21 protein-coding genes and 1 tRNA gene are annotated in these 18,828 nt (G+C 40.1%); 11 read left to right on the top strand and 11 right to left on the bottom strand.

The genetic code is table 11. From position 1 onward, the window contains the following. Window positions 1-158 precede the first annotated feature (158 nt). Window positions 159-1,025 carry a LysR substrate-binding domain-containing protein gene (locus tag QUE03_RS09155; protein ID WP_286267320.1) on the bottom strand — a complete coding sequence of 289 codons (867 nt, stop codon included), beginning with the start codon at window positions 1,023-1,025 and terminating at the stop codon, window positions 159-161. A gap of 170 nt (window positions 1,026-1,195) precedes the next feature. Between QUE03_RS09155 and QUE03_RS09150 the strand changes: the two genes are divergently transcribed. From QUE03_RS09150 to fghA, 3 genes are all read left to right on the top strand, one after another. Next, a complete protein-coding gene (locus QUE03_RS09150; protein ID WP_286267317.1) occupies window positions 1,196-1,522 on the top strand; it encodes a DMT family transporter in 327 nt (108 codons plus the stop codon). 125 nt (window positions 1,523-1,647) lie between these two features. After that, complete coding sequence (locus QUE03_RS09145; RefSeq protein WP_286267315.1) at window positions 1,648-2,778, top strand: S-(hydroxymethyl)glutathione dehydrogenase/class III alcohol dehydrogenase; 1,131 nt, start codon at window positions 1,648-1,650, stop codon at window positions 2,776-2,778. 65 nt (window positions 2,779-2,843) lie between these two features. Next, window positions 2,844-3,695, top strand: coding sequence for an S-formylglutathione hydrolase (fghA, locus tag QUE03_RS09140; protein WP_286267805.1), 852 nt, complete (start codon window positions 2,844-2,846; stop codon window positions 3,693-3,695). Between the two features lie 199 nt (window positions 3,696-3,894). On the opposite strand, the gene QUE03_RS09135 is transcribed toward fghA, so the two are convergent. Beyond that, a tRNA-Ser gene (locus QUE03_RS09135) sits at window positions 3,895-3,985 on the bottom strand. 149 nt (window positions 3,986-4,134) lie between these two features. On the opposite strand from QUE03_RS09135, the gene QUE03_RS09130 reads away from it, so the two are divergent. The 6 genes from QUE03_RS09130 (at window position 4,135) to QUE03_RS09105 (ending at window position 6,985) form a co-directional block, all read left to right on the top strand. Continuing rightward, window positions 4,135-4,734, top strand: coding sequence for a DNA-3-methyladenine glycosylase I (locus QUE03_RS09130; protein WP_286267313.1), 600 nt, complete (start codon window positions 4,135-4,137; stop codon window positions 4,732-4,734). A 126-nt stretch (window positions 4,735-4,860) separates the two neighbouring features. Then, window positions 4,861-5,529, top strand: coding sequence for a Bax inhibitor-1/YccA family protein (locus QUE03_RS09125; RefSeq protein WP_286267311.1), 669 nt, complete (start codon window positions 4,861-4,863; stop codon window positions 5,527-5,529). A 77-nt stretch (window positions 5,530-5,606) separates the two neighbouring features. Next, complete coding sequence (tusD, locus tag QUE03_RS09120; RefSeq protein WP_286267309.1) at window positions 5,607-5,972, top strand: sulfurtransferase complex subunit TusD; 366 nt, start codon at window positions 5,607-5,609, stop codon at window positions 5,970-5,972. A gap of 13 nt (window positions 5,973-5,985) precedes the next feature. Further along, window positions 5,986-6,348 carry a sulfurtransferase complex subunit TusC gene (gene tusC / locus QUE03_RS09115; RefSeq protein ID WP_286267307.1) on the top strand — a complete coding sequence of 121 codons (363 nt, stop codon included), beginning with the start codon at window positions 5,986-5,988 and terminating at the stop codon, window positions 6,346-6,348. Continuing rightward, window positions 6,348-6,641, top strand: a complete 294-nt coding sequence (gene tusB / locus QUE03_RS09110; RefSeq protein ID WP_286267305.1) for a sulfurtransferase complex subunit TusB — start codon at window positions 6,348-6,350, stop codon at window positions 6,639-6,641. The genes tusC and tusB overlap by 1 nt, the downstream gene beginning before the upstream one ends. 20 nt (window positions 6,642-6,661) lie before the next feature. Further along, a complete protein-coding gene (locus tag QUE03_RS09105) occupies window positions 6,662-6,985 on the top strand; it encodes a TusE/DsrC/DsvC family sulfur relay protein (protein WP_286267303.1) in 324 nt (107 codons plus the stop codon). A 12-nt stretch (window positions 6,986-6,997) separates the two neighbouring features. On the opposite strand, the gene QUE03_RS09100 is transcribed toward QUE03_RS09105, so the two are convergent. Together QUE03_RS09100 and QUE03_RS09095 are read right to left on the bottom strand one after the other, a co-directional pair. Continuing rightward, entirely contained in the window at window positions 6,998-7,204 is a 207-nt protein-coding gene (locus QUE03_RS09100; protein ID WP_286267301.1) for a hypothetical protein, read from the bottom strand. A 118-nt stretch (window positions 7,205-7,322) separates the two neighbouring features. Further along, window positions 7,323-8,771 (bottom strand): glyceraldehyde-3-phosphate dehydrogenase, encoded by a 1,449-nt coding sequence (locus QUE03_RS09095; protein WP_286267299.1) that lies wholly within the window; start codon window positions 8,769-8,771, stop codon window positions 7,323-7,325. Between the two features lie 166 nt (window positions 8,772-8,937). On the opposite strand from QUE03_RS09095, the gene QUE03_RS09090 reads away from it, so the two are divergent. Then, on the top strand, window positions 8,938-9,738 hold the full coding sequence (locus tag QUE03_RS09090; RefSeq protein WP_286267296.1) for a DUF2989 domain-containing protein: 801 nt from the start codon (window positions 8,938-8,940) through the stop codon (window positions 9,736-9,738). Between the two features lie 6 nt (window positions 9,739-9,744). Here the strand turns inward: QUE03_RS09090 and msrB are convergent, their stop codons facing one another. Both msrB and gnd read right to left on the bottom strand, forming a co-directional pair. Next, window positions 9,745-10,125: a peptide-methionine (R)-S-oxide reductase MsrB gene (msrB, locus tag QUE03_RS09085; RefSeq protein ID WP_286267803.1), complete on the bottom strand. Its 381-nt coding sequence runs from the start codon at window positions 10,123-10,125 to the stop codon at window positions 9,745-9,747. A gap of 22 nt (window positions 10,126-10,147) precedes the next feature. Next, window positions 10,148-11,674, bottom strand: coding sequence for an NADP-dependent phosphogluconate dehydrogenase (gene gnd, locus QUE03_RS09080; RefSeq protein WP_286267294.1), 1,527 nt, complete (start codon window positions 11,672-11,674; stop codon window positions 10,148-10,150). Window positions 11,675-11,964: 290 nt separating this feature from the next. On the opposite strand from gnd, the gene gap reads away from it, so the two are divergent. Then, window positions 11,965-12,960 (top strand): type I glyceraldehyde-3-phosphate dehydrogenase, encoded by a 996-nt coding sequence (gap, locus tag QUE03_RS09075; protein WP_286267292.1) that lies wholly within the window; start codon window positions 11,965-11,967, stop codon window positions 12,958-12,960. A 183-nt stretch (window positions 12,961-13,143) separates the two neighbouring features. Here the strand turns inward: gap and QUE03_RS09070 are convergent, their stop codons facing one another. The 5 genes from QUE03_RS09070 to zwf are packed head-to-tail and all read right to left on the bottom strand — an operon-like array spanning window position 13,144 to window position 18,766. Beyond that, entirely contained in the window at window positions 13,144-13,794 is a 651-nt protein-coding gene (locus QUE03_RS09070; protein ID WP_286267291.1) for a bifunctional 4-hydroxy-2-oxoglutarate aldolase/2-dehydro-3-deoxy-phosphogluconate aldolase, read from the bottom strand. Beyond that, window positions 13,791-14,762, bottom strand: coding sequence for a glucokinase (locus QUE03_RS09065; RefSeq protein ID WP_286267289.1), 972 nt, complete (start codon window positions 14,760-14,762; stop codon window positions 13,791-13,793). The genes QUE03_RS09070 and QUE03_RS09065 overlap by 4 nt, the downstream gene beginning before the upstream one ends. Before the next feature lie 14 nt (window positions 14,763-14,776). Then, on the bottom strand, window positions 14,777-16,600 hold the full coding sequence (gene edd, locus QUE03_RS09060; RefSeq protein ID WP_286267287.1) for a phosphogluconate dehydratase: 1,824 nt from the start codon (window positions 16,598-16,600) through the stop codon (window positions 14,777-14,779). A gap of 4 nt (window positions 16,601-16,604) precedes the next feature. Next, window positions 16,605-17,297 (bottom strand): 6-phosphogluconolactonase, encoded by a 693-nt coding sequence (pgl, locus tag QUE03_RS09055; protein ID WP_286267285.1) that lies wholly within the window; start codon window positions 17,295-17,297, stop codon window positions 16,605-16,607. Then, window positions 17,297-18,766: a glucose-6-phosphate dehydrogenase gene (gene zwf / locus QUE03_RS09050; RefSeq protein WP_286267283.1), complete on the bottom strand. Its 1,470-nt coding sequence runs from the start codon at window positions 18,764-18,766 to the stop codon at window positions 17,297-17,299. Before zwf ends, pgl begins: the two co-directional genes overlap by 1 nt. Window positions 18,767-18,828 lie beyond the last annotated feature (62 nt).

The following is an 18,828-nucleotide window of genomic DNA, read 5'->3' as shown; positions in this document are numbered from 1 at the left end:
ATGTTTATAAGTAATAAAATGGCCAAATTAGTTGCGCACGACATTTTATCCCTATGTACCGTACACAACACGACTTAACCCAATTGCTTTTTTATAGGGACTTGGGTAATTCAACAATAAAGTATAATGTAATATAGTAGTGGCTAAACTATTAAGAACTAAGATAATTGCTCAAATAAATAATCCACCAACAGCCTTATTTTCGGTGATAAATGACGATTTTGAGGATAGACCGCCCAAATACCTTCTTCTGGCATTTGATATTTGTCTAGCAAGGTCTTTAACTCACCACTTTGAATATGATTCTGAACATAATAATCCGGTAGTTGTACGATACCCAACCCCTTCAGCGCAGCATCAACTAGCCCAAAACCACTGTTATAACGAAGCCTCCCGGTTACCCGTATATTTTTGTCTACTCCTGCCGCTTTAAAGCGCCAGTAATCTAAAGTACCTAAAAGGCAGCTGTGATCATTTAGCTCTGATAAGGAATGAGGTATGCCGTATTTATCAAGATAAGCTGGCGAAGCACAAACATAGTTTGTCCTTTTACTTAGTTTTTTTGCCATCATCGTAGAATCATTTAACGTACCAAGGCGGATCGCCAAATCATAACCTTCTTCAACGAGATCAATCTGTCTGTTGCTCAGGTTTGCATTCACCTCTACATCACTGTATTGCTGCATAAAATCATTGATTAACGGAAGGATTTGTTGTTCACCATAGGTCACAGGAACTGATAACTTAATTTTGCCCTGAGGTTTTGATTGTAGATTCGTTATTGCTCGCTCAGCTGCTTCTAGTCCATCGAGAACACTTCGACAGTGATGGTAAAATATACGCCCCTCTTCAGTGAGCGAGACTTTACGCGTAGTCCGATAAAATAGTTTTATATTCAGTCGCTGTTCTAACGCACTTATCTGGCGGCTAACCTGTGCAGTGGATATCGCCATCTTTTTTGAAGCTTGAGTAAAGCTTTCCTTTTCTGCTACGTAAACAAACTCACTAATACCTTCCCACTGCATTATTATTACCCACGTGTAAAAGTCTTTTGTATAACCAGCATATTATCATCACACAAGAGATAGTTATAATAGTTTTCATCAACAGACACCAATGTAAATAAAGAAATGAATTATTTTGGTGCTATTACACACGCTAATACTATATTTATAGACGTACAAAGGATGAATGCATGAGTTGGTTATTTCTTTTCTTTGGTGTGGTCGCTGAAACCATGTCTCACGTTGCCTTAAAGGAAACTGAAGGGTTTACTCGCCCCGTACCTAGCGCCATGGTGCTATTAGGACACTTAGCCGCTTTCATGTTTTTAGCGCAAGCAATGAAAGACATGCCTGTTGGCATTGTCCACGCATTATGGGCGGGATTAGCCATTGTCAGTGTAACTCTCCTATCAACCATTGTTTATCGCCAACACCTTGATTTTACAACATGGACAGGTATGGCATTTGTTGCTGTTGGTGTGGTGTTAATTAATTTATCTCAAGGACATGCACATTAGGTAATGCGCCAACATATTAAAAAAATAACAATAATTAACGAGCATATTAATTATTGAACAAAACAACAGTGAATAACTTTTAAGTTATCTACATAAACATTAATTAGAACACAGTGAGAACTATAATGACTGACAAATTTATTAAATCAAAAGCCGCCATTGCGTGGGGGCCTAAACAAGCTTTATCTATTGAAGAAGTTGATGTAATGCTTCCTCGAAAAGGCGAAGTGTTAATTAAGGTTATTGCTTCTGGCGTGTGCCATACCGATGCCTTTACATTATCAGGAGAAGATCCGGAAGGTATTTTTCCTGTGATTTTAGGTCATGAAGGTGGCGGTATTGTAGAACAAGTTGGTGAAGGCGTAACTAGTGTGCAAGTTGGTGACCATGTTATCCCGTTATATACACCAGAATGTGGTGAATGTAAGTTCTGTTTATCTGGTAAAACGAATCTTTGTCAGAAAATCCGTGAAACACAAGGTAAAGGTTTAATGCCTGATGGAACGACACGTTTTTACAAAGATGGTCAGCCCATTTTCCATTATATGGGGTGTTCAACTTTCTCAGAATATACCGTACTACCTGAAATTTCGTTAGCGAAAGTAAATAAAGAAGCACCATTAGAAGAAGTTTGTCTACTTGGTTGCGGTGTCACCACAGGTATGGGTGCAGTTATGAATACTGCAAAAGTTGAAGAAGGCGCAACAGTAGCCATTTTTGGCTTAGGCGGGATTGGTCTTTCAGCCGTTATCGGCGCAACCATGGCTAAAGCCTCACGCATCATTGCTATTGATATTAACGAAAGTAAATTTGAGTTGGCAAAAAAATTAGGCGCTACTGACTTTATTAACCCTAAAGATTACGACAAACCGATTCAAGATGTCATTGTAGAGTTAACCGATGGTGGTGTTGACTATTCTTTTGAATGTATTGGTAACGTGAACTTGATGCGATCTGCGCTAGAATGTTGCCATAAAGGTTGGGGAGAATCAGTAATTATTGGCGTTGCTGGAGCTGGACAAGAAATATCAACACGTCCATTCCAGTTGGTGACAGGTCGAGTATGGCGTGGTTCCGCATTTGGTGGTGTTAAAGGTCGTACTGAGTTGCCAGATTATGTAGAGCGTTACTTAGCTGGCGAATTCAAATTAAGTGACTTTATCACGCATACAATGGCGCTGGAAGATATCAATGAATCATTTGAATTGATGCACAAAGGCGAAAGTATACGCACTGTCATTCATTTTGATAAGTAATATCTATAGTTACCCTATTGCTCAACAGTTCTTATAAACGTTGAGCAATAACCTGAGGTTTTATGATGACAATTGACTTTCTATTAGAAAATATAAGTGTGAACAAAAGTTTTGGTGGCTGGCACAAGCAATATAGCCATCAATCAAAAACGTTAAATTGTACAATGCGATTTGCGATTTATTTACCGCCACAGGTAACTAGCGGAGACAAGGTTCCTGTGTTGTATTGGCTTTCTGGCCTCACCTGCAGCGATGAAAATTTCATGCAAAAAGCAGCGGCACAACGCGTTGCTGCCGAGCTTGGTATTGCTATTGTAGCACCTGATACCAGTCCTCGTGGTGAAGACGTGGCAGATGATGAAGGTTACGATTTAGGACAAGGCGCGGGGTTTTATGTTAATGCAACTCAGGCACCATGGAATCGTCATTATCATATGTACGATTATGTGGTTAATGAATTGCCTCAAATAATCGAAGAGACGTTTCCTGTTTCAGATAAGCGTGCCATTAGCGGACATTCAATGGGCGGTCATGGCGCATTGACCATTGCAATGCAAAACCCTGAACGCTATTGCTCAATGTCAGCGTTTAGTCCGATTTGCAATCCTATGAATGCTCCATGGGGGCAAAAAGCTTTTTTCACTTACCTAGGTAAAGACAAAGCCAACTGGCACCACCATGACGCAAGTGAATTGATGCGACGAGCCACACAGTTTATTCCGGCTAAAGTTGACCAAGGAGGAAATGACGACTTTCTAACTGAACAGCTAAAACCTGAATCGCTAATAGCCGCAGCAAGTATTAGTAATTATCCGCTAGATCTACGCGTACATGATGGTTATGACCACAGCTATTATTTCATCTCGTCATTTATTGAAGAGCACCTGCGATTTCACTCTGAACACCTAAAAAAATAGTGATTACGGCCATTCACTAACTAAGCTTTTTTTGGGTATTGAGGCGACATTGATTCGTCTTAATTGATGCCGCATCAACATTCCATGATTATGTTGATGGGGTTATCTCCACTGCTTAACATTATTAAGCCCTACTATTATCTTTAGAATTCAAATAGCAAAAAGCTGCTAATCTTTCGATTAGCGGCTTTTCTTAATATGGCGGTGAGATAGAGATTTGAACTCTAGAAGGGCTACAAACCCTTGCCGGTTTTCAAGACCGGTGCTTTCGACCACTCAGCCATCTCACCTGAACTCTAAAGCAGTGATGCTTCAGAACGAGGCGAATATTAAAGTGTTAATTTTGCATTGTAAAGATTAAATGATTAAAAAAAGTTTGTTTGGTAATATTTTAATCAAATTGGCTCAGTTTCAATCGCTTTAGGATAATAAAAAAACAATGTCTGACAAAAACATTAAGAATGACACCCCGTGTCGATGCCCTTGGCTGGATACGTCAAAGCCCGATTACGTTGAATATCATGACAAAGAATGGGGAGTGCCTGTGCATGATGATCAAACCTTGTTTGAATTCCTGACGCTTGAGTCAGCGCAAGCGGGGTTAAGTTGGTATACCATTTTAAAACGAAGAGAAGGATACCGTAATGCGTTTGCACAGTTTGATATAAACAAAGTTGCGGCGTTTTCTGATAGTGATATAGAGGCTTTAGTGCAAGACACGGGCATCATTCGTCATCGAGGAAAAATTGAAGCTGCGGTGAATAACGCAAAACAATTTATTAAGATACAACAAGAGTTTGGCAGTTTCTCTAAATACCAATGGGGTTTTGTTAATCACCAAACCATTGTTAATGATATTAATGAGCTGGCTGACTACCCTGCTACAACACCAGAGTCTGACGCTTTTAGTAAAGATTTGAAAAAACGCGGTTTTAAATTTGTTGGTTCCACCACCATTTATGCGCACATGCAAGCATGCGGCATGGTCAATGACCATTCACAGGATTGTTTTCGACGAACACAGGTGGTACAAGAGTAACAAGAATATAATCGCAACTTTTTACAATTTTAAATGTCATAATATGTCACAGAGTGATATATTTACTTGAAACTGGTTTAAATGACCCTTATTTATAATAATAAGTAAGATCTTAGAGGAAAATTTATGCAAACAAATATGAATCTTGGTGCAGCTAGTCAAAGCTCAGCAATCGAAATCAACAAGGTGCTTAGAAACACCTACATGTTACTTGGTATGACATTAGCATTTAGTGCTGTGACTGCTGGTATTTCGATGGCGATGAATTTATCGCACATGGCAGCGTTGGTAATGATGTTAGTGTCATTTGGTTTATTATTCGTGGTAAACAAACAGGCTGATAAAGCAAGTGGCCTATTTTGGATTTTTGCATTCACTGGTTTAATGGGAGCTTCATTAGGTCCATTACTTAATATGTATGCTGCAATGCCAAGTGGACCATCACTTATCATGCAAGCATTAGGCGGCACAGCGTTAATTTTCTTCTCGCTTTCTGCATATGCGTTAACAAGTAAAAAAGATTTCTCTTTCATGGGTGGCTTTTTAATGGTTGGCTTGATTGTAGTATTGGTTGCCGGTATTGCTAACATCTTCTTGCAAATGCCTGCGCTATACTTAGCTGGCCGCGCTGCAATCGTTTTATTGATGTCAGGCTTAATTCTGTTTGATACTAGCCGTATTATTCACGGTGGCGAACGTAACTACATCCGTGCAACGGTTTCACTATACTTAAATGTATACAACTTATTCGTTAGCTTACTGCAACTACTTGGTGTATTTGGTAGCGACGATTAATTAATACCAAAAAATAGTTTACAATAAAGCCTCGTTTTAACGGGGCTTTTTTTATGGCCTAATTTTAGGAACAATTAGTGGCTAAATTTGCAGTTGTCGTTACATCCCCTGCTCATGCCAATCGCACAGCAACCGCTGTCGCTTTTGTTAGAGAACTACTTCAAAGTCCTCATGAATTGATCGGTGTATTCTTTTATCAAGACGGTGTCACCAATGCCAATTTATTGACCTCTATTCCGGCTGATGAATACCAAGCACCGGCGCAATGGCGTGCATTAAACAAAGAGCACAAGCTGAATTTACATTTATGCATTACTGCCGCTGAAAAAAGAGGAATGACTGACGATGCCGCGCAGAATAACATCTGTGGCGACTTTATCATTTCAGGCTTAGGTGAATTAGTTGAATTAACCAATTCATGTGATCGGGTAATACAATTATGAACAAGAGAATCAAATGACATCAACTTCAGTTGCCATCATCAATCAGCATGCCCCTTTTGATGCGTCACATGGTAAAGAAGCGCAAGATTTAGCTTTAATTTTTGGCTCTTATGAACAGCAAGTGTCGATGTTTTTCATTGGCGACGGTGTTTATCATCTTGTTCAAAATCAAAGCCCTGATCAAATTAGCGCAAAAGACTATTTGAAGACCTATGCGGCATTTAAATTCTACGATATTGAACACATTTATGTATGCAGTGACTCGTTAGCTAAAAGAAGCCTAAGACCAGTGTTTTCAATCGATAACGTGAGTGCATTGTCACCACAAGAGATGGCTGAAAAAATCAAACAACATAAAGCGGTATTTACATTCTAATGACAACATTACATTTAGTTCGCTGCTCTGCATTTAAAAGCCATACTATCAACAACTGTTTGTCGGTATTGGGCAGCGAAGACATAGTGATATTATTGGACGATGGCGTTTACAATCTTCAGCACCCTGTGCTTCAACAATTCCAGACAGTAATCCCTGATAGCAACCTATTGGTGTTACAGCAACACGCGCTCGCTAGAGGCGTTAAATTAGTGCCTGAACACCAAGCAATTGAGCTTTATGAGCTCATTAAGCTTAGTTTAGAAACTGCGCAGTCCATTACTTGGCAATAAACTTTACGTAAAATATGAATATGAATCCTTTAGACAACATTCCTTTAGATAAAAACGGATACATGACCGATCATACGCTATGGTCAAAAGAGCTAGCGATTGCGTTAGCAAAAAAAGATGAATTAGAGCTTACAGAATCCCATTGGGAAGTGATTATCTTTGTTCGAGAATTCTATCTGACGTACAACACTTCACCGGCAATAAGAGCTTTAACAAAAGCGATGAAAGAATCTTTCGGTGAAGACAAAGCGAGCAGTAGATATTTATACCGACTATTTGCTGAAGGGCCAGCAAAACAAGCCACTAAATATGCAGGCCTGCCAAAACCTGCACGATGCATCTAGGTTCTTAAAAAATTAGACTTTAATGTTAATTGTGTGTCCTGCATTACCCGTAGGTGCAGGGACAGGTTGCGTAATTGCAGCAGTAGCCGATTGAATAAGATCTAATGCCATCTTACCTTCTAATTCTTGCTGGCCTTGCGCTTTCTTTGCGGTTAAAACACCTTGTGCTGTTTCAGTGTTTGTTTGAACTGAGTCAGTGCTTCCAATTGTAATAGACATAGATACCTCTTATTAGCTGTCAACTTACAGTGCCTCTTTATCGGCTCCTATTCAGATTTCATTAATAAAAAAAAGGCGCTTTAAGCGCCTTTTTTATTAATAATTAACAATAACGTTATTATTCAACAGGTAACGTTGGTACGTTAATACCTGTCATTTCGTTCATCACACGAACAACCTGACAGCTGTAACCAAACTCGTTGTCATACCATACGTACAGTACAGCTCTGTCTTCATCAACAATTGTTGCTTGTGAATCTACAACACCTGCAAAACGAGAACCAACTAAGTCAGTAGATACAATTTCAGTTGACGCTGTATAGTCAATTTGATTTTGTAAATCTGAATTCAATGACATATGACGTAAGTAATCATTTAAACCGTCACGATCAGTCGATGATTTAAGGTTTAAATTCATGATAGCCATAGAAACGTTTGGTGTAGGTACGCGGATTGCGTTACCCGTTAACAAACCTTTTAGCTCTGGTAATGCTTTCGCTACTGCTTTTGCAGCACCAGTAGAAGTAATAACCATGTTTAATGGTGCACTGCGTCCACGACGAGGTGACTTATGGTAGTTATCGATAAGGTTTTGGTCGTTAGTATAAGAATGAACCGTTTCTACGTGGCCGTTTTTAATACCAAATTTATCGTTAATCGCTTTTAACACTGGCGTTATAGCATTGGTTGTACAACTTGCTGCAGATACAATTTTGTCTTCAGCAAGAATCATGTCTTGGTTAACACCGTATACGATGTTTTTGATGTCGCCTTTAGCAGGAGCAGTTAAAAGAACTTTACCTACACCTTTTGATTGAAGGTGCTGCCCTAACCCGTCTTCGTCACTCCAAATACCTGTGTTGTCAACAACTAAAGCGTTATTGATACCGTATTCAGTGTAATCGATTTCTGATGGAGAGCTTGCGTAGATCACTTTAATGAAAGCACCGTTTGCTTTGATGACTTTATTTTCTTCATCAATAGTAATACTGCCATTAAATGCACCGTGAATTGAATCACGACGTAACAAGCTAGCACGTTTTTCTAAGTCGCCGTCTTTACCTGGGCGAATAACGATTGCGCGTAGGTTTAGTTTTGAACTTGGACCTGTGCTTTCGATAAGTAAACGAGCCAAAATACGACCAATACGGCCAAAACCGTATAACACAACGTCTTGTTGTTCATTTGCAGCGCTTGCTTTAGCAACGTCTGTTAATTCTTTCTCTAAATACTGTTCAATTGATAAATCGTTAGCACCACCTTGGAACAAGTAACGGTAAGCAAGTTTACCGACATCAATGCGTGCTGGAGATAAAGACATTTTGCTTAATGCTTCAACAAACGGGAAACTTTCACGTAAACGCAATTTGCTATCTTCATGCAATGCAACAGATTTATGCGCTTTGATGATGTCAATGGCTGACGCATTCAATAATGGACGACCGTATACTGTGATTTCAATCCCTTTGTTTCTAAATAATTGACCTATAATAGGTTGCATATTTTCAGCAAAAGTTTGGCGTTCCTGCCAGCTTGATTGATATTGTTCCTCTAATTGAGAAGTCATTTAATAAACCTTTTTGTTACAGTTAAATAAACGAAAAACTATTACCACATGTGGTATGGTTTTACTTTATGATAATAGCGAATAGCTTGATGCGGCGCACATTGTAATGCAACATAAAAGTTTTCGCCACCTATTACATTTTTTAAAATACAGAAAATAAATATAAATGAAGTATATATTCCCTTTTTTAGCCTTATTACTTTTTTTGTCTGCTTGTGACAGTGGTCCTGACTTGGCGCAATTATGCAGCGATAATCCAGATATATGCGAAGAGTTTTCTGAAGATAATTGGTGTCGACAAGAGCGAAAAGATACCGCATTTGCACGCTTTAATCTCAATCAAACTGGGGCAGATAAACAAAAAGCTGATCTACTACTCGCCTATGAAGATTATGCCAATTGCATGGACCATGCATCAAAAATTGAACATATAAAACTAAAACATAAAAAGGCAGTACGCGTAGATAATTATTTAAAAGCAAAAGAAAAAATTAACGAATTGTCCACCCAAACGATAAACTCTCTACATCCAGAATTACTTTATTATCACTGGTCAAGATATTTGGACAAGGCAGCATTAGGTAAGTTTTTAAACCTCGAGGGGACCGCTCAACTTGAAACGCCTCAATCTCAGTATAATCTGGCCACTTATTACGTAAAAAAAGACCTAAATAAAACATTAGAATTGCTGTTTCATGCGTTAGAGCTCTACAAACCAGAACAAAAAATAGATCCTGAAATTTTTAAAACATTAACCACTATTTATACTGATAAAAAAGAGTTTAAGCAGGCATATGTGTGGTTAAAGATATTAGGTTTATATGCACCCGAGGATGAAACATTTAGCAAGAGCTCCCTTAATCAAATGGCAAAGGGTTATCAATTAAACCAAGAGTTTTTAGACCGTGTAGCTGCGTCCACGTTAGAAAAGATAAAAACAGGGAGTTTTGTCAGCCCACGTAGATAAGGAGCATTAAGTTTCGATAAACTGTAAACTGAGTGAGTTCACGCAATAGCGCTTACCTGTTGGTTCAGGCCCATCATCAAACACATGGCCTAAATGAGACTGGCAGTGGCTACATTGTATTTCTGTTCTTACCATATTATGTGAGTTATCTGGTAAGTAACTCACTTTATCAGCAACGGATTGGAAAAAGCTTGGCCAACCGCAACCAGCATTAAATTTTTTACTTGATTCAAACAATTGCTGCTCACAGCACGCACAAACGTACGTGCCATCAAGCCAATGATCGTTATAAATACCAGTAAAAGGTTGCTCTGTCGCCGCTAGCCGGCATACGCGATATGCATCTTCACTCAATTTGTCCTTATATTGATCATCACTCACATTGATTACCTTAAAGTGTCTTTATTCATCAAAGTTCAACAAGATCTCGTTCTTTGGTAGACCATTGAACATGGTATTTTTTACCTGGTGTTTGATCTAAACGCTCAAACGTATGGGCACCAAAAAAGTCACGCTGTCCTTGTAATAAGTTAGCCGGCAATACTGCTGTTCTTACTGAATCAAAGTAAGAAAGTGCTGAAGACAATGCACCAACAGGAATACCCAACAGTGTGGCATCAGCAATAGATTGTCGCCAATTTTGTTGATGTAAATTGAGCTGCTTAGCAAAAAACTCATCCAATAATAAATTTTCCAAGTCTGCATCGCGCGTAAAGGCTTCAGTTATTGACTGCAAGAAGACAGCACGAATGATACACCCTGCTCGCCAAATCTTTGCAATGTTGGCAAAATTCAGTGTCCAGTTGTGCTCTTTTTCTGCTAACTTCATCAATTGAAAACCTTGCGCATAGGCACAAATTTTTGAACAATAAATAGCATCATGTAATCGCGAAATAAACTGAGTTTTCTCTTGTTCAGTTAAGGTCGATGGTGCTGGACCTTCCAAAATTGTTGATGCCTGTTGACGAATCTCTTTAAATGAGGATAACGAGCGTGCATAAACAGCTTGAGAAATTGTCGGTGCTGGACACCCAACCTCTAAACTACTAACCGCTGTCCACAACCCTGTACCTTTTTGACCCGCTTTATCCAAAATCAAATCAACTAAAGGTTCATTGTTATCGCCCACAGTTTGACGTAATACTTCAACTGATATTTCCATCAAATAGCTATCTAATGGGCCTCGATTCCACTGCTCAAACGTATCAGCAACTTCTTCACATGACATCCCTAGGCCATTTCGAAGTACGTGGTAGGCTTCACAAATAATTTGCATATCTGCATATTCAATACCGTTATGAACCATTTTTACGTAGTGACCAGCACCTGCTGGACCAATATAAGCTGCGCACGGATCGCCATGTTCAATTGTTTCACCTGGCGCTGTACGTTCTATAGGTTTACCTGTAATAGGGTCTACTTTCGCGGAAATCGCTTCCCAAATTGGTTTAATTCGTGCCCACGCATACGGAGAGCCACTTGGCATTAATGCAGGGCCAAATCTAGCGCCTACTTCACCGCCTGAGACCGCAGAAGAAAATAATATAAACTGGCTTTTGTATTTCTCCTCACGAGCTACTGTATCAACCCACAAGCTATTGCCTGTATCAATGACAATGTCGTCCGGTTGAATACCAGCGCCAATTAAACTACCACAAACCTGGTCAACCGGTGCTCCTGCAGGAACAGACAAAACGATTAAGTGAGGCGCTTTAAGTTTTGAAAGCAACTCTGTGTACGACGAGCAACCAAAAACACGGGCTTTACCGCCTTCATTTTCAGCGCGATCTTGATCAATAACACCTTTAACTTTTTCATTATCTAAATCAAAAGCGGCGATATTAAAGCCGTTGTCAGCCAAGTTTAAAACGAGGTTCTTCCCCATTACACCTAAACCAATAAAGCCGATGTCACACAAAGCGTTCTCTTGTGTCATATTTAAATTCCAAGGTTAGCAGTAAGTAGTGATGTAACGAGGCCATGCGTGCAGGTGTATTTCATGTTAAATACAGTACAAGTGGCGACACCACATATAAATTTGCGGCAGTTTACCACGCTCCTAAAAGGAGCGCATTCAAATAAGGTGATTTTTTTAAAGAATATGTGACTAAATTTTGTAATTATTCATAATTTACATATGGATTATTGGTAAGAAAGACAAATAACGCTTGTATTTTTTCAATAATGGTGTAATTTTACTACATTATTTTTTATTAGGAACTCACCATGGCTATCAAAGTAGGAATTAACGGGTTTGGTCGCATTGGTCGCTTTGTTTTCAGAGCCGCACAAACGCGTGATGATATTGAAATTGTCGGTATCAACGATCTAATCGACGTAGAATATATGGCATATATGCTTAAGTATGATTCTACTCATGGCCGCTTCAATGGCACTGTTGATGTCGAAGGCGGTAACCTTATCGTTAACGGAAAAACTGTGCGTGTAACCGCAGAGAGAAACCCTGAGCAATTAAAGTGGGATGCCATTGGTGCCGAGGTGGTGGTTGAGTCTACAGGATTATTCTTGACTGATGAAACTGCACGGAAACATCTTGCGGCAGGCGCTAAGAAAGTTGTACTTTCAGCACCTTCTAAAGATGACACACCTATGTTCGTTATGGGGGTTAACCATAGCGATTATGCGGGTCAAGATATTGTTTCTAACGCTTCTTGTACCACAAACTGTTTAGCTCCTGTTGCAAAAATCCTTAATGATAACTGGGGCATTAAAGATGGCTTAATGACCACAGTACATGCGACAACAGCAACACAGAAAACAGTTGATGGCCCTTCTGCTAAAGATTGGCGCGGTGGTCGTGGAGCAGGTCAGAACATCATTCCTTCTTCTACTGGTGCAGCCAAAGCCGTGGGTAAGGTGATCCCGGAGCTAAACGGTAAATTAACTGGTATGGCATTTCGAGTACCAACACCTAATGTTTCAGTAGTTGACTTAACCATTAACCTCAATGAAAAAGCATCTTATGAAGAAATATGTCTAGCGATGAAAACGGCAGCAGAAGGTGAACTCAAGGGTATTTTAGGCTACACCGAAGATGAAGTGGTATCTAATGATTTTATCGGTGAAACTTGTACTTCGGTATTTGATGCTAAAGCTGGTATCGCATTGACAGACACTTTCGTGAAAGTGGTTACTTGGTACGATAATGAAATTGGCTACTCAAACAAAGTACTAGACCTAGTTGCACATATTGTTGAATAACAATAACTAAAAATTCGATATGAGCCAGCTGATGCTGGCTTTTTTATACCTGAATTTTATTAAACCATTGTATGATTAAACCGCACCCTACCGATGACACTCATATGTCTAAACAACAGGCTTTAGATAAAACGAAAGATAAAAAAACCAGCCGCAGCTGGTTGTTTTTAATTTAGGTGAAAACTACTTAGCAACGTGAGCTAGCGCTTCTCTTGCTAATTTTGTGATTTGGCTCCAATCTTTATCGGCAACAATCGCCTCTGACACTAACCAAGAACCACCACAGCAAGCGACGTTTTTAAGTGCCAAGTAATTATTGATATTGTTAATATTAATGCCACCTGTAGGGCAAAACTTAATATCAGGAAAAGGTCCACCAATTGATTGAATAGCTTTTACGCCGCCAGATGCTTCTGCAGGGAAGAACTTAAAATGATCATAGCCACAATCAATTCCGTCCATCAACTCAGAAATAGATGAAATACCAGGGATCAATGCAATATCACCCTCGCTTCCTGCTTTGAGCAAGTCTTTGGTCAATCCTGGGCTAATAGCAAACTTAGAGCCTGCATCACGAGCACGCTTTAACATATCACCGTTCGTGACTGTTCCAGCGCCAATCACGGCCTCAGGTACGTTATCTGCAATCGTTTTTATCACATCTAATGCTGCTGGCGTGCGAAGCGTCACTTCCAGTACTTTAATTTCTGCTTCCAACAACGCTTCAGCAATAGGCACTGCATCTTCAACGTTTTCAATAACTAAAACAGGAACAACAGGTCCCATTGCAAATAACTGCTGTGGCGGTATTTGCCAATTTTTTAAATCCGTCATAAAGCCTCTTTATTGAATTGAAGAAGGTACGAAGCTGCACCAAGTATTCCCGGTTGAGATTCGGTAATAACATAGGTTGGAATATTTTGATTAAAACCAGACAGACGCCCTTTTTCTTCAAAACGTTTTCTAAATTCACTGTTATTAAAGTAATCGATAAATCTTGGTACGATGCCGCCAGCGATATAAACGCCACCAAAACTACCAAGGGTTAATGCCAAATTGCCTGCAAAGCTGCCTAAAATACGGCAAAACTGAGCTAATGTTTCACTACAAAGTTCACAATCGTTGGTTAGCGCTTTCTTTGAAATCTCTTCGGCGCTCACCACCGGAACATCAAGTTGTTTTGACCAAGCAATGGCTTGATATATTTGCTCGATCCCTAAGCCAGACAGTAATTGCTCATACGAGACATGGCTGTATTTGGTATGTAAATAACGCAGTATATCTAGTTCTAGCCTATCGATTGGGGCGAAATCGACATGTCCGCCCTCACCGCTTAAGCTGATCCATTTACCATTATCAGAAATAAGGTTTGCTACGCCAAGTCCCGTACCTGGACCACAAATTGATATTGGTTTTCCAGCAACTTTTTCGCCTTGTCCAATTTTGACTTTTTGATTATCCGACAATAAAGGAATGGCATGCGCAATCGCTGTATAGTCATTAATCAATAACAATGTCTTAAGCTGCAATTCTTGCTTAAGTTGAGATCGCGAAAACTCCCAAGGCAGGTTTGTCATGGTGATCAGATCATTTTCAACAGGACACGCAATAGCTAAACACGCGTGAATATCATGATGTTCCAGTTGTTGCTCAGACAGGTATTGGCTGATCACCGCCGATAAACTTGGGTATTGATTGCATTGATATACCGACAAAGCGTCGATATTTCCGCTTGAATCAGATAACCCAATACGAATATTAGTACCACCGATATCTGCGACAAGATTAATTGAATTTCCCATAGTCATTAGCTCGTCTACTTCTCTTCATCCGAAAACAATGAACAAGCGCCAGTCTCAGCTGAACTTAAGTTACGACGCATAAAGCCAAAAATCTCTCTACCCATTCCTTGATGATGTCCATTGACTTGAAACTGTGAAAGCTCGCGTTTAGCCAACTCAGCGTCATCAACCAGTAAGGTTAATTCACCTGTTTCACCATCGAGTAAAATCATATCGCCTGTATTAATCTTGGCGATTAAGCCACCGTCTAACGCCTCTGGGCATAAATGAATAGCAGCAGGCACTTTTCCTGATGCCCCTGACATTCGGCCGTCGGTAACTAGTGCGACTTTATAGCCTTTATCTTGTAACACACCAAGCGGTGGTGTTAGTTTATGCAGCTCAGGCATGCCGCGCGCTTTAGGGCCTTGAAAGCGAACCACAGCGACAAAATCTTTATCTAATTCACCGGCTTTAAAAGCAACGTCAAGTTCATGTTGATCTTCAAACACAACGGCTGGCGCCTTGATGACAAAACTACCATCACGCAGCGAAGATGTTTTTAACACTGAAATACCTAAATTACCTTTAAGTACTTTTAAGCCGCCGTCTGCTTTAAATGGTTTGTCTGTTGTTGCAATCACTTCAGGATCACCAGACGTTGTTGCACCATCAACCCAAGTAAGCTGACCGTTTTCTAGCACAGGCTGCTTGGTGTAGCGAGTTAAACCGCGACCACAAATCGTCTCAACATCTTCATGTACCAAACCAGCTTCAATTAATTGTTTGAATAATAATGCCATGCCACCAGCTTGTTGGAAGTGGTTGATATCAGCATGTCCATTCGGGTAGATACGGGTAATTAGTGGTACCGCATCAGATAGGTCATTAAAGTCTTGGAAGTTAATGATAATGCCTGCCGCTTTAGCAAACGCGATAATATGCATAGTTAAATTGGTCGAGCCGCCTGTTGCTAACAAAGCAACAATCGCATTGACGATCGAACGCTCATCAACCATCTTTCCAATTGGCATATAGTTACCAGATTGTTGCGTTAATCGGGTGACTTGGCGCGCCGCCGCCTTTGTTAACTCTTCACGTAGCTCTGTATTTGGCGCAACAAAAGACGCACCTGGTAGGTGTAAACCCATCACTTCAACAACTAATTGATTTGAATTGGCGGTACCGAAGAAGGTACAAGTACCTGCACTGTGATAAGAAGCAGACTCAGCTTCTAACAGCTTGTCTTCACCAATTTCTCCTTTGGCAAATTGTTGTCTAACACGTGCTTTTTCTTTATTTGGAATACCTGATGGCATAGGCCCAGCTGGTACGAATACGGTAGGCAAGTGACCAAATGTCATACTCGCAATTAATAAACCTGGGACAATTTTGTCACAAATGCCTAGCATTAAGGCGCCATCAAACATATTGTGCGATAAGCCAACCGCTGATGCCATGGCAATAACGTCACGACTCATCAGGCTTAAATCCATACCAGGTTGCCCTTGCGTTACCCCGTCACACATGGCCGGTACGCCACCAGCAAATTGCGCAACACCCCCGGTTTCCGCTACCGCTGCTTTGATGATATCAGGGTAAGTTTGATACGGCTGATGTGCAGAAAGCATGTCGTTATATGCTGATATAATTGCTACATCTGAGTGGTTTAAGCCACGTAACTTTGCTTTGTCTTCTTTGCCACACGCAGCAAATCCATGCGCTAGGTTGCCACAAGATAAGCTAGCACGATGTACCGTTTCTGATTTTTCACGTTCAATTTTTGCTAAATAGTTTGCGCGAGTCGTTTTACTGCGCTCAACAATACGTTCGGTAATGGCTACTATCTGTTTATTCATGATACTACTCCGCCCAATAAACATCGGTTTGTAAGGTTGGATGGTGTAGGAATGCACGAATAGGCATTGCTAACGTTTCTTCACCATCAATGGCTTTGTCCAATACAGCTTTTTTTCCGTCACCGCAAATGTGCAAAATTGTATTTTTACTCTGTGCAAGCGTTGAAAAACTGAAGGTAATTCGATCATGAGGTGCCGTTTTAGGTGTCACTTTTAAAAGTGCCGGTGCACCTTGTGAAAGTGCCGCATTAACTTCATCACTGCAAGGGAATAAAGACGCGGTATGGCCGTCTTCCCCCATACCTAAAATCAACACATCAAAAGGTAAAACTGTTGTGTTTGCCGCCAAATTCAAATCAGCCAATGTTTCAGCATTTAATGCTTCACCTTGTTTGATATGAAAAAAATTAGCATCAACCGCTTTATTCTGAATTAAGTTTTCATGAACTAATTTTGTGTTACTTGCATCACTGTCTATATTTACCCAACGTTCATCCGCCAAAGTAATCGTAATTTCTCGCCACGGTAAATCTTTTTGAGAAAGTGCTTCAAAAAAACCTTTCGGGGTTGAACCACCTGAAACGGCAATACTTGCTTTACCTTTTAATTTAACTGCTTCACGCAAAATAGCTTCAACTTTGTCTGCTAACGCGTTATCTAAATTTTCTCGGCTTTCAAATTGATTAAATTGGTACATTATTCTACCCATTGACGATCGTCACGTGCGATCAAAGATATAGAAGAAACAGGGCCCCAAGAGCCTGATGCATAAGGCTTAGGCTTATCATTAGTTGCCTTCCACGCTTCAATAACACTGTCGGCCCATACCCAAGCTGCTTCGACTTCATCGCGACGAACAAACAACGACTGATTACCATTAATGACTTCAAGCATTAGACGTTCATAGGCGTCAATAACACGTTCATTGCCATAAGATTCAGAAAAACTTAAATCAAGCTTATTTTCGCTAATGGCCATTTGCTGTGAAATTCCTGGCACCTTATTCATCACTTGTAACTCGACACCTTCGTCAGGCTGCAAGCGAATAGTTAATTTGTTAGCGGGTAGGTCTTCATAGCTGTCTTTGAAAATGTTGTGAGGTTGCTCTTTAAATTGCACCACAATTTCACTGTGTTTCGCTGGCATACGTTTACCGGTTCTTAAGTAGAACGGTACACCTGTCCAGCGCCAGTTATCAATTTCAGCCTTAATAGCAACAAAAGTCTCAGTGCTACTTTTTTCAATCGCGCCGTCTTCTTCTAAGTAACCTGGTACAAGCCCACCTTTTAGGTACCCTTCCGTGTATTGACCACGAACGGTTTTATCTTTGACATTCTGACGAGTAATAGGAATAAGTGCTTTAAGCACTTTGAGTTTTTCATCACGAACACTGTCAGCACTCAAATCAGCCGGAGGCTCCATGGCAAGCAGAGATAAAATTTGCAACAAGTGGTTTTGAACCATGTCGCGCATTTGGCCAGCATCATCATAAAAACCAAAGCGGCCTTCGATACCAACACTTTCAGCAACCGTGATTTGTACATGGTCAATATGGTTTCTATCCCAGTTGTTAGTAAACAATGAGTTCGCAAATCTAAGGACTAATAAATTGAGCACCGTTTCTTTACCTAAGTAATGATCGATACGATAGATTTGATTTTCGCTAAAACGGCTAGAGACCATGTCGTTAATCACTTTAGACGAAGCTAAACAGTGACCAATAGGTTTCTCCATAACAACACGATCTGCTGGTTTAATAAGACCAGCTTTAAATAAACCTTCAGTCATATCACCATATATGGCAGGTGGCGTTGAATAATAATAAACCCGAGTATCATTTCCTTGTTCAAGCGTTTTAGCTAATGTGCCGTAACTATCCAACTCTTTAAAATCTAACTTTTGATAGACTAATCTAGCAATAAATCGCTCGAGCACTTCTTCATTAAGCCCTTCAGCTACGAAAGTCGTTAGGTTTTCTTTAACAAAAGCAGTAAATTCTTCTTGGGTATGTTCTTGACGCGCTACCCCAATGACTCTGCTGTCTTGATGAAGTAGGCCTTCCATGTCGAGCTGATAAAGTGCTGGCAGCAATTTACGTCGCGACAAGTCACCTAAAGCACCGAATAGGACGATTTCCGCATTAGACTGAATTTCAGTTTGATTCATAGGTAATTCTCTAGTTTGCTCATTGTAACTAAGCTACATTTACCGTTAATTTAGCGCTTGTT

Origin of the sequence: Thalassotalea atypica, from assembly GCF_030295975.1 — a bacterium.
In the GTDB taxonomy this organism is placed as follows: Bacteria; Pseudomonadota; Gammaproteobacteria; order Enterobacterales; family Alteromonadaceae; genus Thalassotalea_F; species Thalassotalea_F atypica.
The sequence above is the reverse complement of the archived record's forward strand: the minus strand, read 5'-3'. Positions and strand labels throughout refer to the sequence as shown.

What these genes read in the sequence shown, in the direction of transcription:
- QUE03_RS09155 (WP_286267320.1), bottom strand. Translation starts at nt 1,025, where the DNA reads ATGCAGTGGGAAGGTATTAGTGAGTTTGTTTACGTAGCAGAAAAGGAA.
- QUE03_RS09150 (WP_286267317.1), top strand. Translation starts at nt 1,196, where the DNA reads ATGAGTTGGTTATTTCTTTTCTTTGGTGTGGTCGCTGAAACCATGTCT.
- QUE03_RS09145 (WP_286267315.1), top strand. Translation starts at nt 1,648, where the DNA reads ATGACTGACAAATTTATTAAATCAAAAGCCGCCATTGCGTGGGGGCCT.
- fghA (WP_286267805.1), top strand. Translation starts at nt 2,844, where the DNA reads ATGACAATTGACTTTCTATTAGAAAATATAAGTGTGAACAAAAGTTTT.
- QUE03_RS09130 (WP_286267313.1), top strand. Translation starts at nt 4,135, where the DNA reads ATGTCTGACAAAAACATTAAGAATGACACCCCGTGTCGATGCCCTTGG.
- QUE03_RS09125 (WP_286267311.1), top strand. Translation starts at nt 4,861, where the DNA reads ATGCAAACAAATATGAATCTTGGTGCAGCTAGTCAAAGCTCAGCAATC.
- tusC (WP_286267307.1), top strand. Translation starts at nt 5,986, where the DNA reads ATGACATCAACTTCAGTTGCCATCATCAATCAGCATGCCCCTTTTGAT.
- tusB (WP_286267305.1), top strand. Translation starts at nt 6,348, where the DNA reads ATGACAACATTACATTTAGTTCGCTGCTCTGCATTTAAAAGCCATACT.
- QUE03_RS09105 (WP_286267303.1), top strand. Translation starts at nt 6,662, where the DNA reads ATGAATCCTTTAGACAACATTCCTTTAGATAAAAACGGATACATGACC.
- QUE03_RS09100 (WP_286267301.1), bottom strand. Translation starts at nt 7,204, where the DNA reads ATGTCTATTACAATTGGAAGCACTGACTCAGTTCAAACAAACACTGAA.
- QUE03_RS09095 (WP_286267299.1), bottom strand. Translation starts at nt 8,771, where the DNA reads ATGACTTCTCAATTAGAGGAACAATATCAATCAAGCTGGCAGGAACGC.
- QUE03_RS09090 (WP_286267296.1), top strand. Translation starts at nt 8,938, where the DNA reads ATGAAGTATATATTCCCTTTTTTAGCCTTATTACTTTTTTTGTCTGCT.
- gnd (WP_286267294.1), bottom strand. Translation starts at nt 11,674, where the DNA reads ATGACACAAGAGAACGCTTTGTGTGACATCGGCTTTATTGGTTTAGGT.
- gap (WP_286267292.1), top strand. Translation starts at nt 11,965, where the DNA reads ATGGCTATCAAAGTAGGAATTAACGGGTTTGGTCGCATTGGTCGCTTT.
- QUE03_RS09070 (WP_286267291.1), bottom strand. Translation starts at nt 13,794, where the DNA reads ATGACGGATTTAAAAAATTGGCAAATACCGCCACAGCAGTTATTTGCA.
- QUE03_RS09065 (WP_286267289.1), bottom strand. Translation starts at nt 14,762, where the DNA reads ATGGGAAATTCAATTAATCTTGTCGCAGATATCGGTGGTACTAATATT.
- edd (WP_286267287.1), bottom strand. Translation starts at nt 16,600, where the DNA reads ATGAATAAACAGATAGTAGCCATTACCGAACGTATTGTTGAGCGCAGT.
- pgl (WP_286267285.1), bottom strand. Translation starts at nt 17,297, where the DNA reads ATGTACCAATTTAATCAATTTGAAAGCCGAGAAAATTTAGATAACGCG.
- zwf (WP_286267283.1), bottom strand. Translation starts at nt 18,766, where the DNA reads ATGAATCAAACTGAAATTCAGTCTAATGCGGAAATCGTCCTATTCGGT.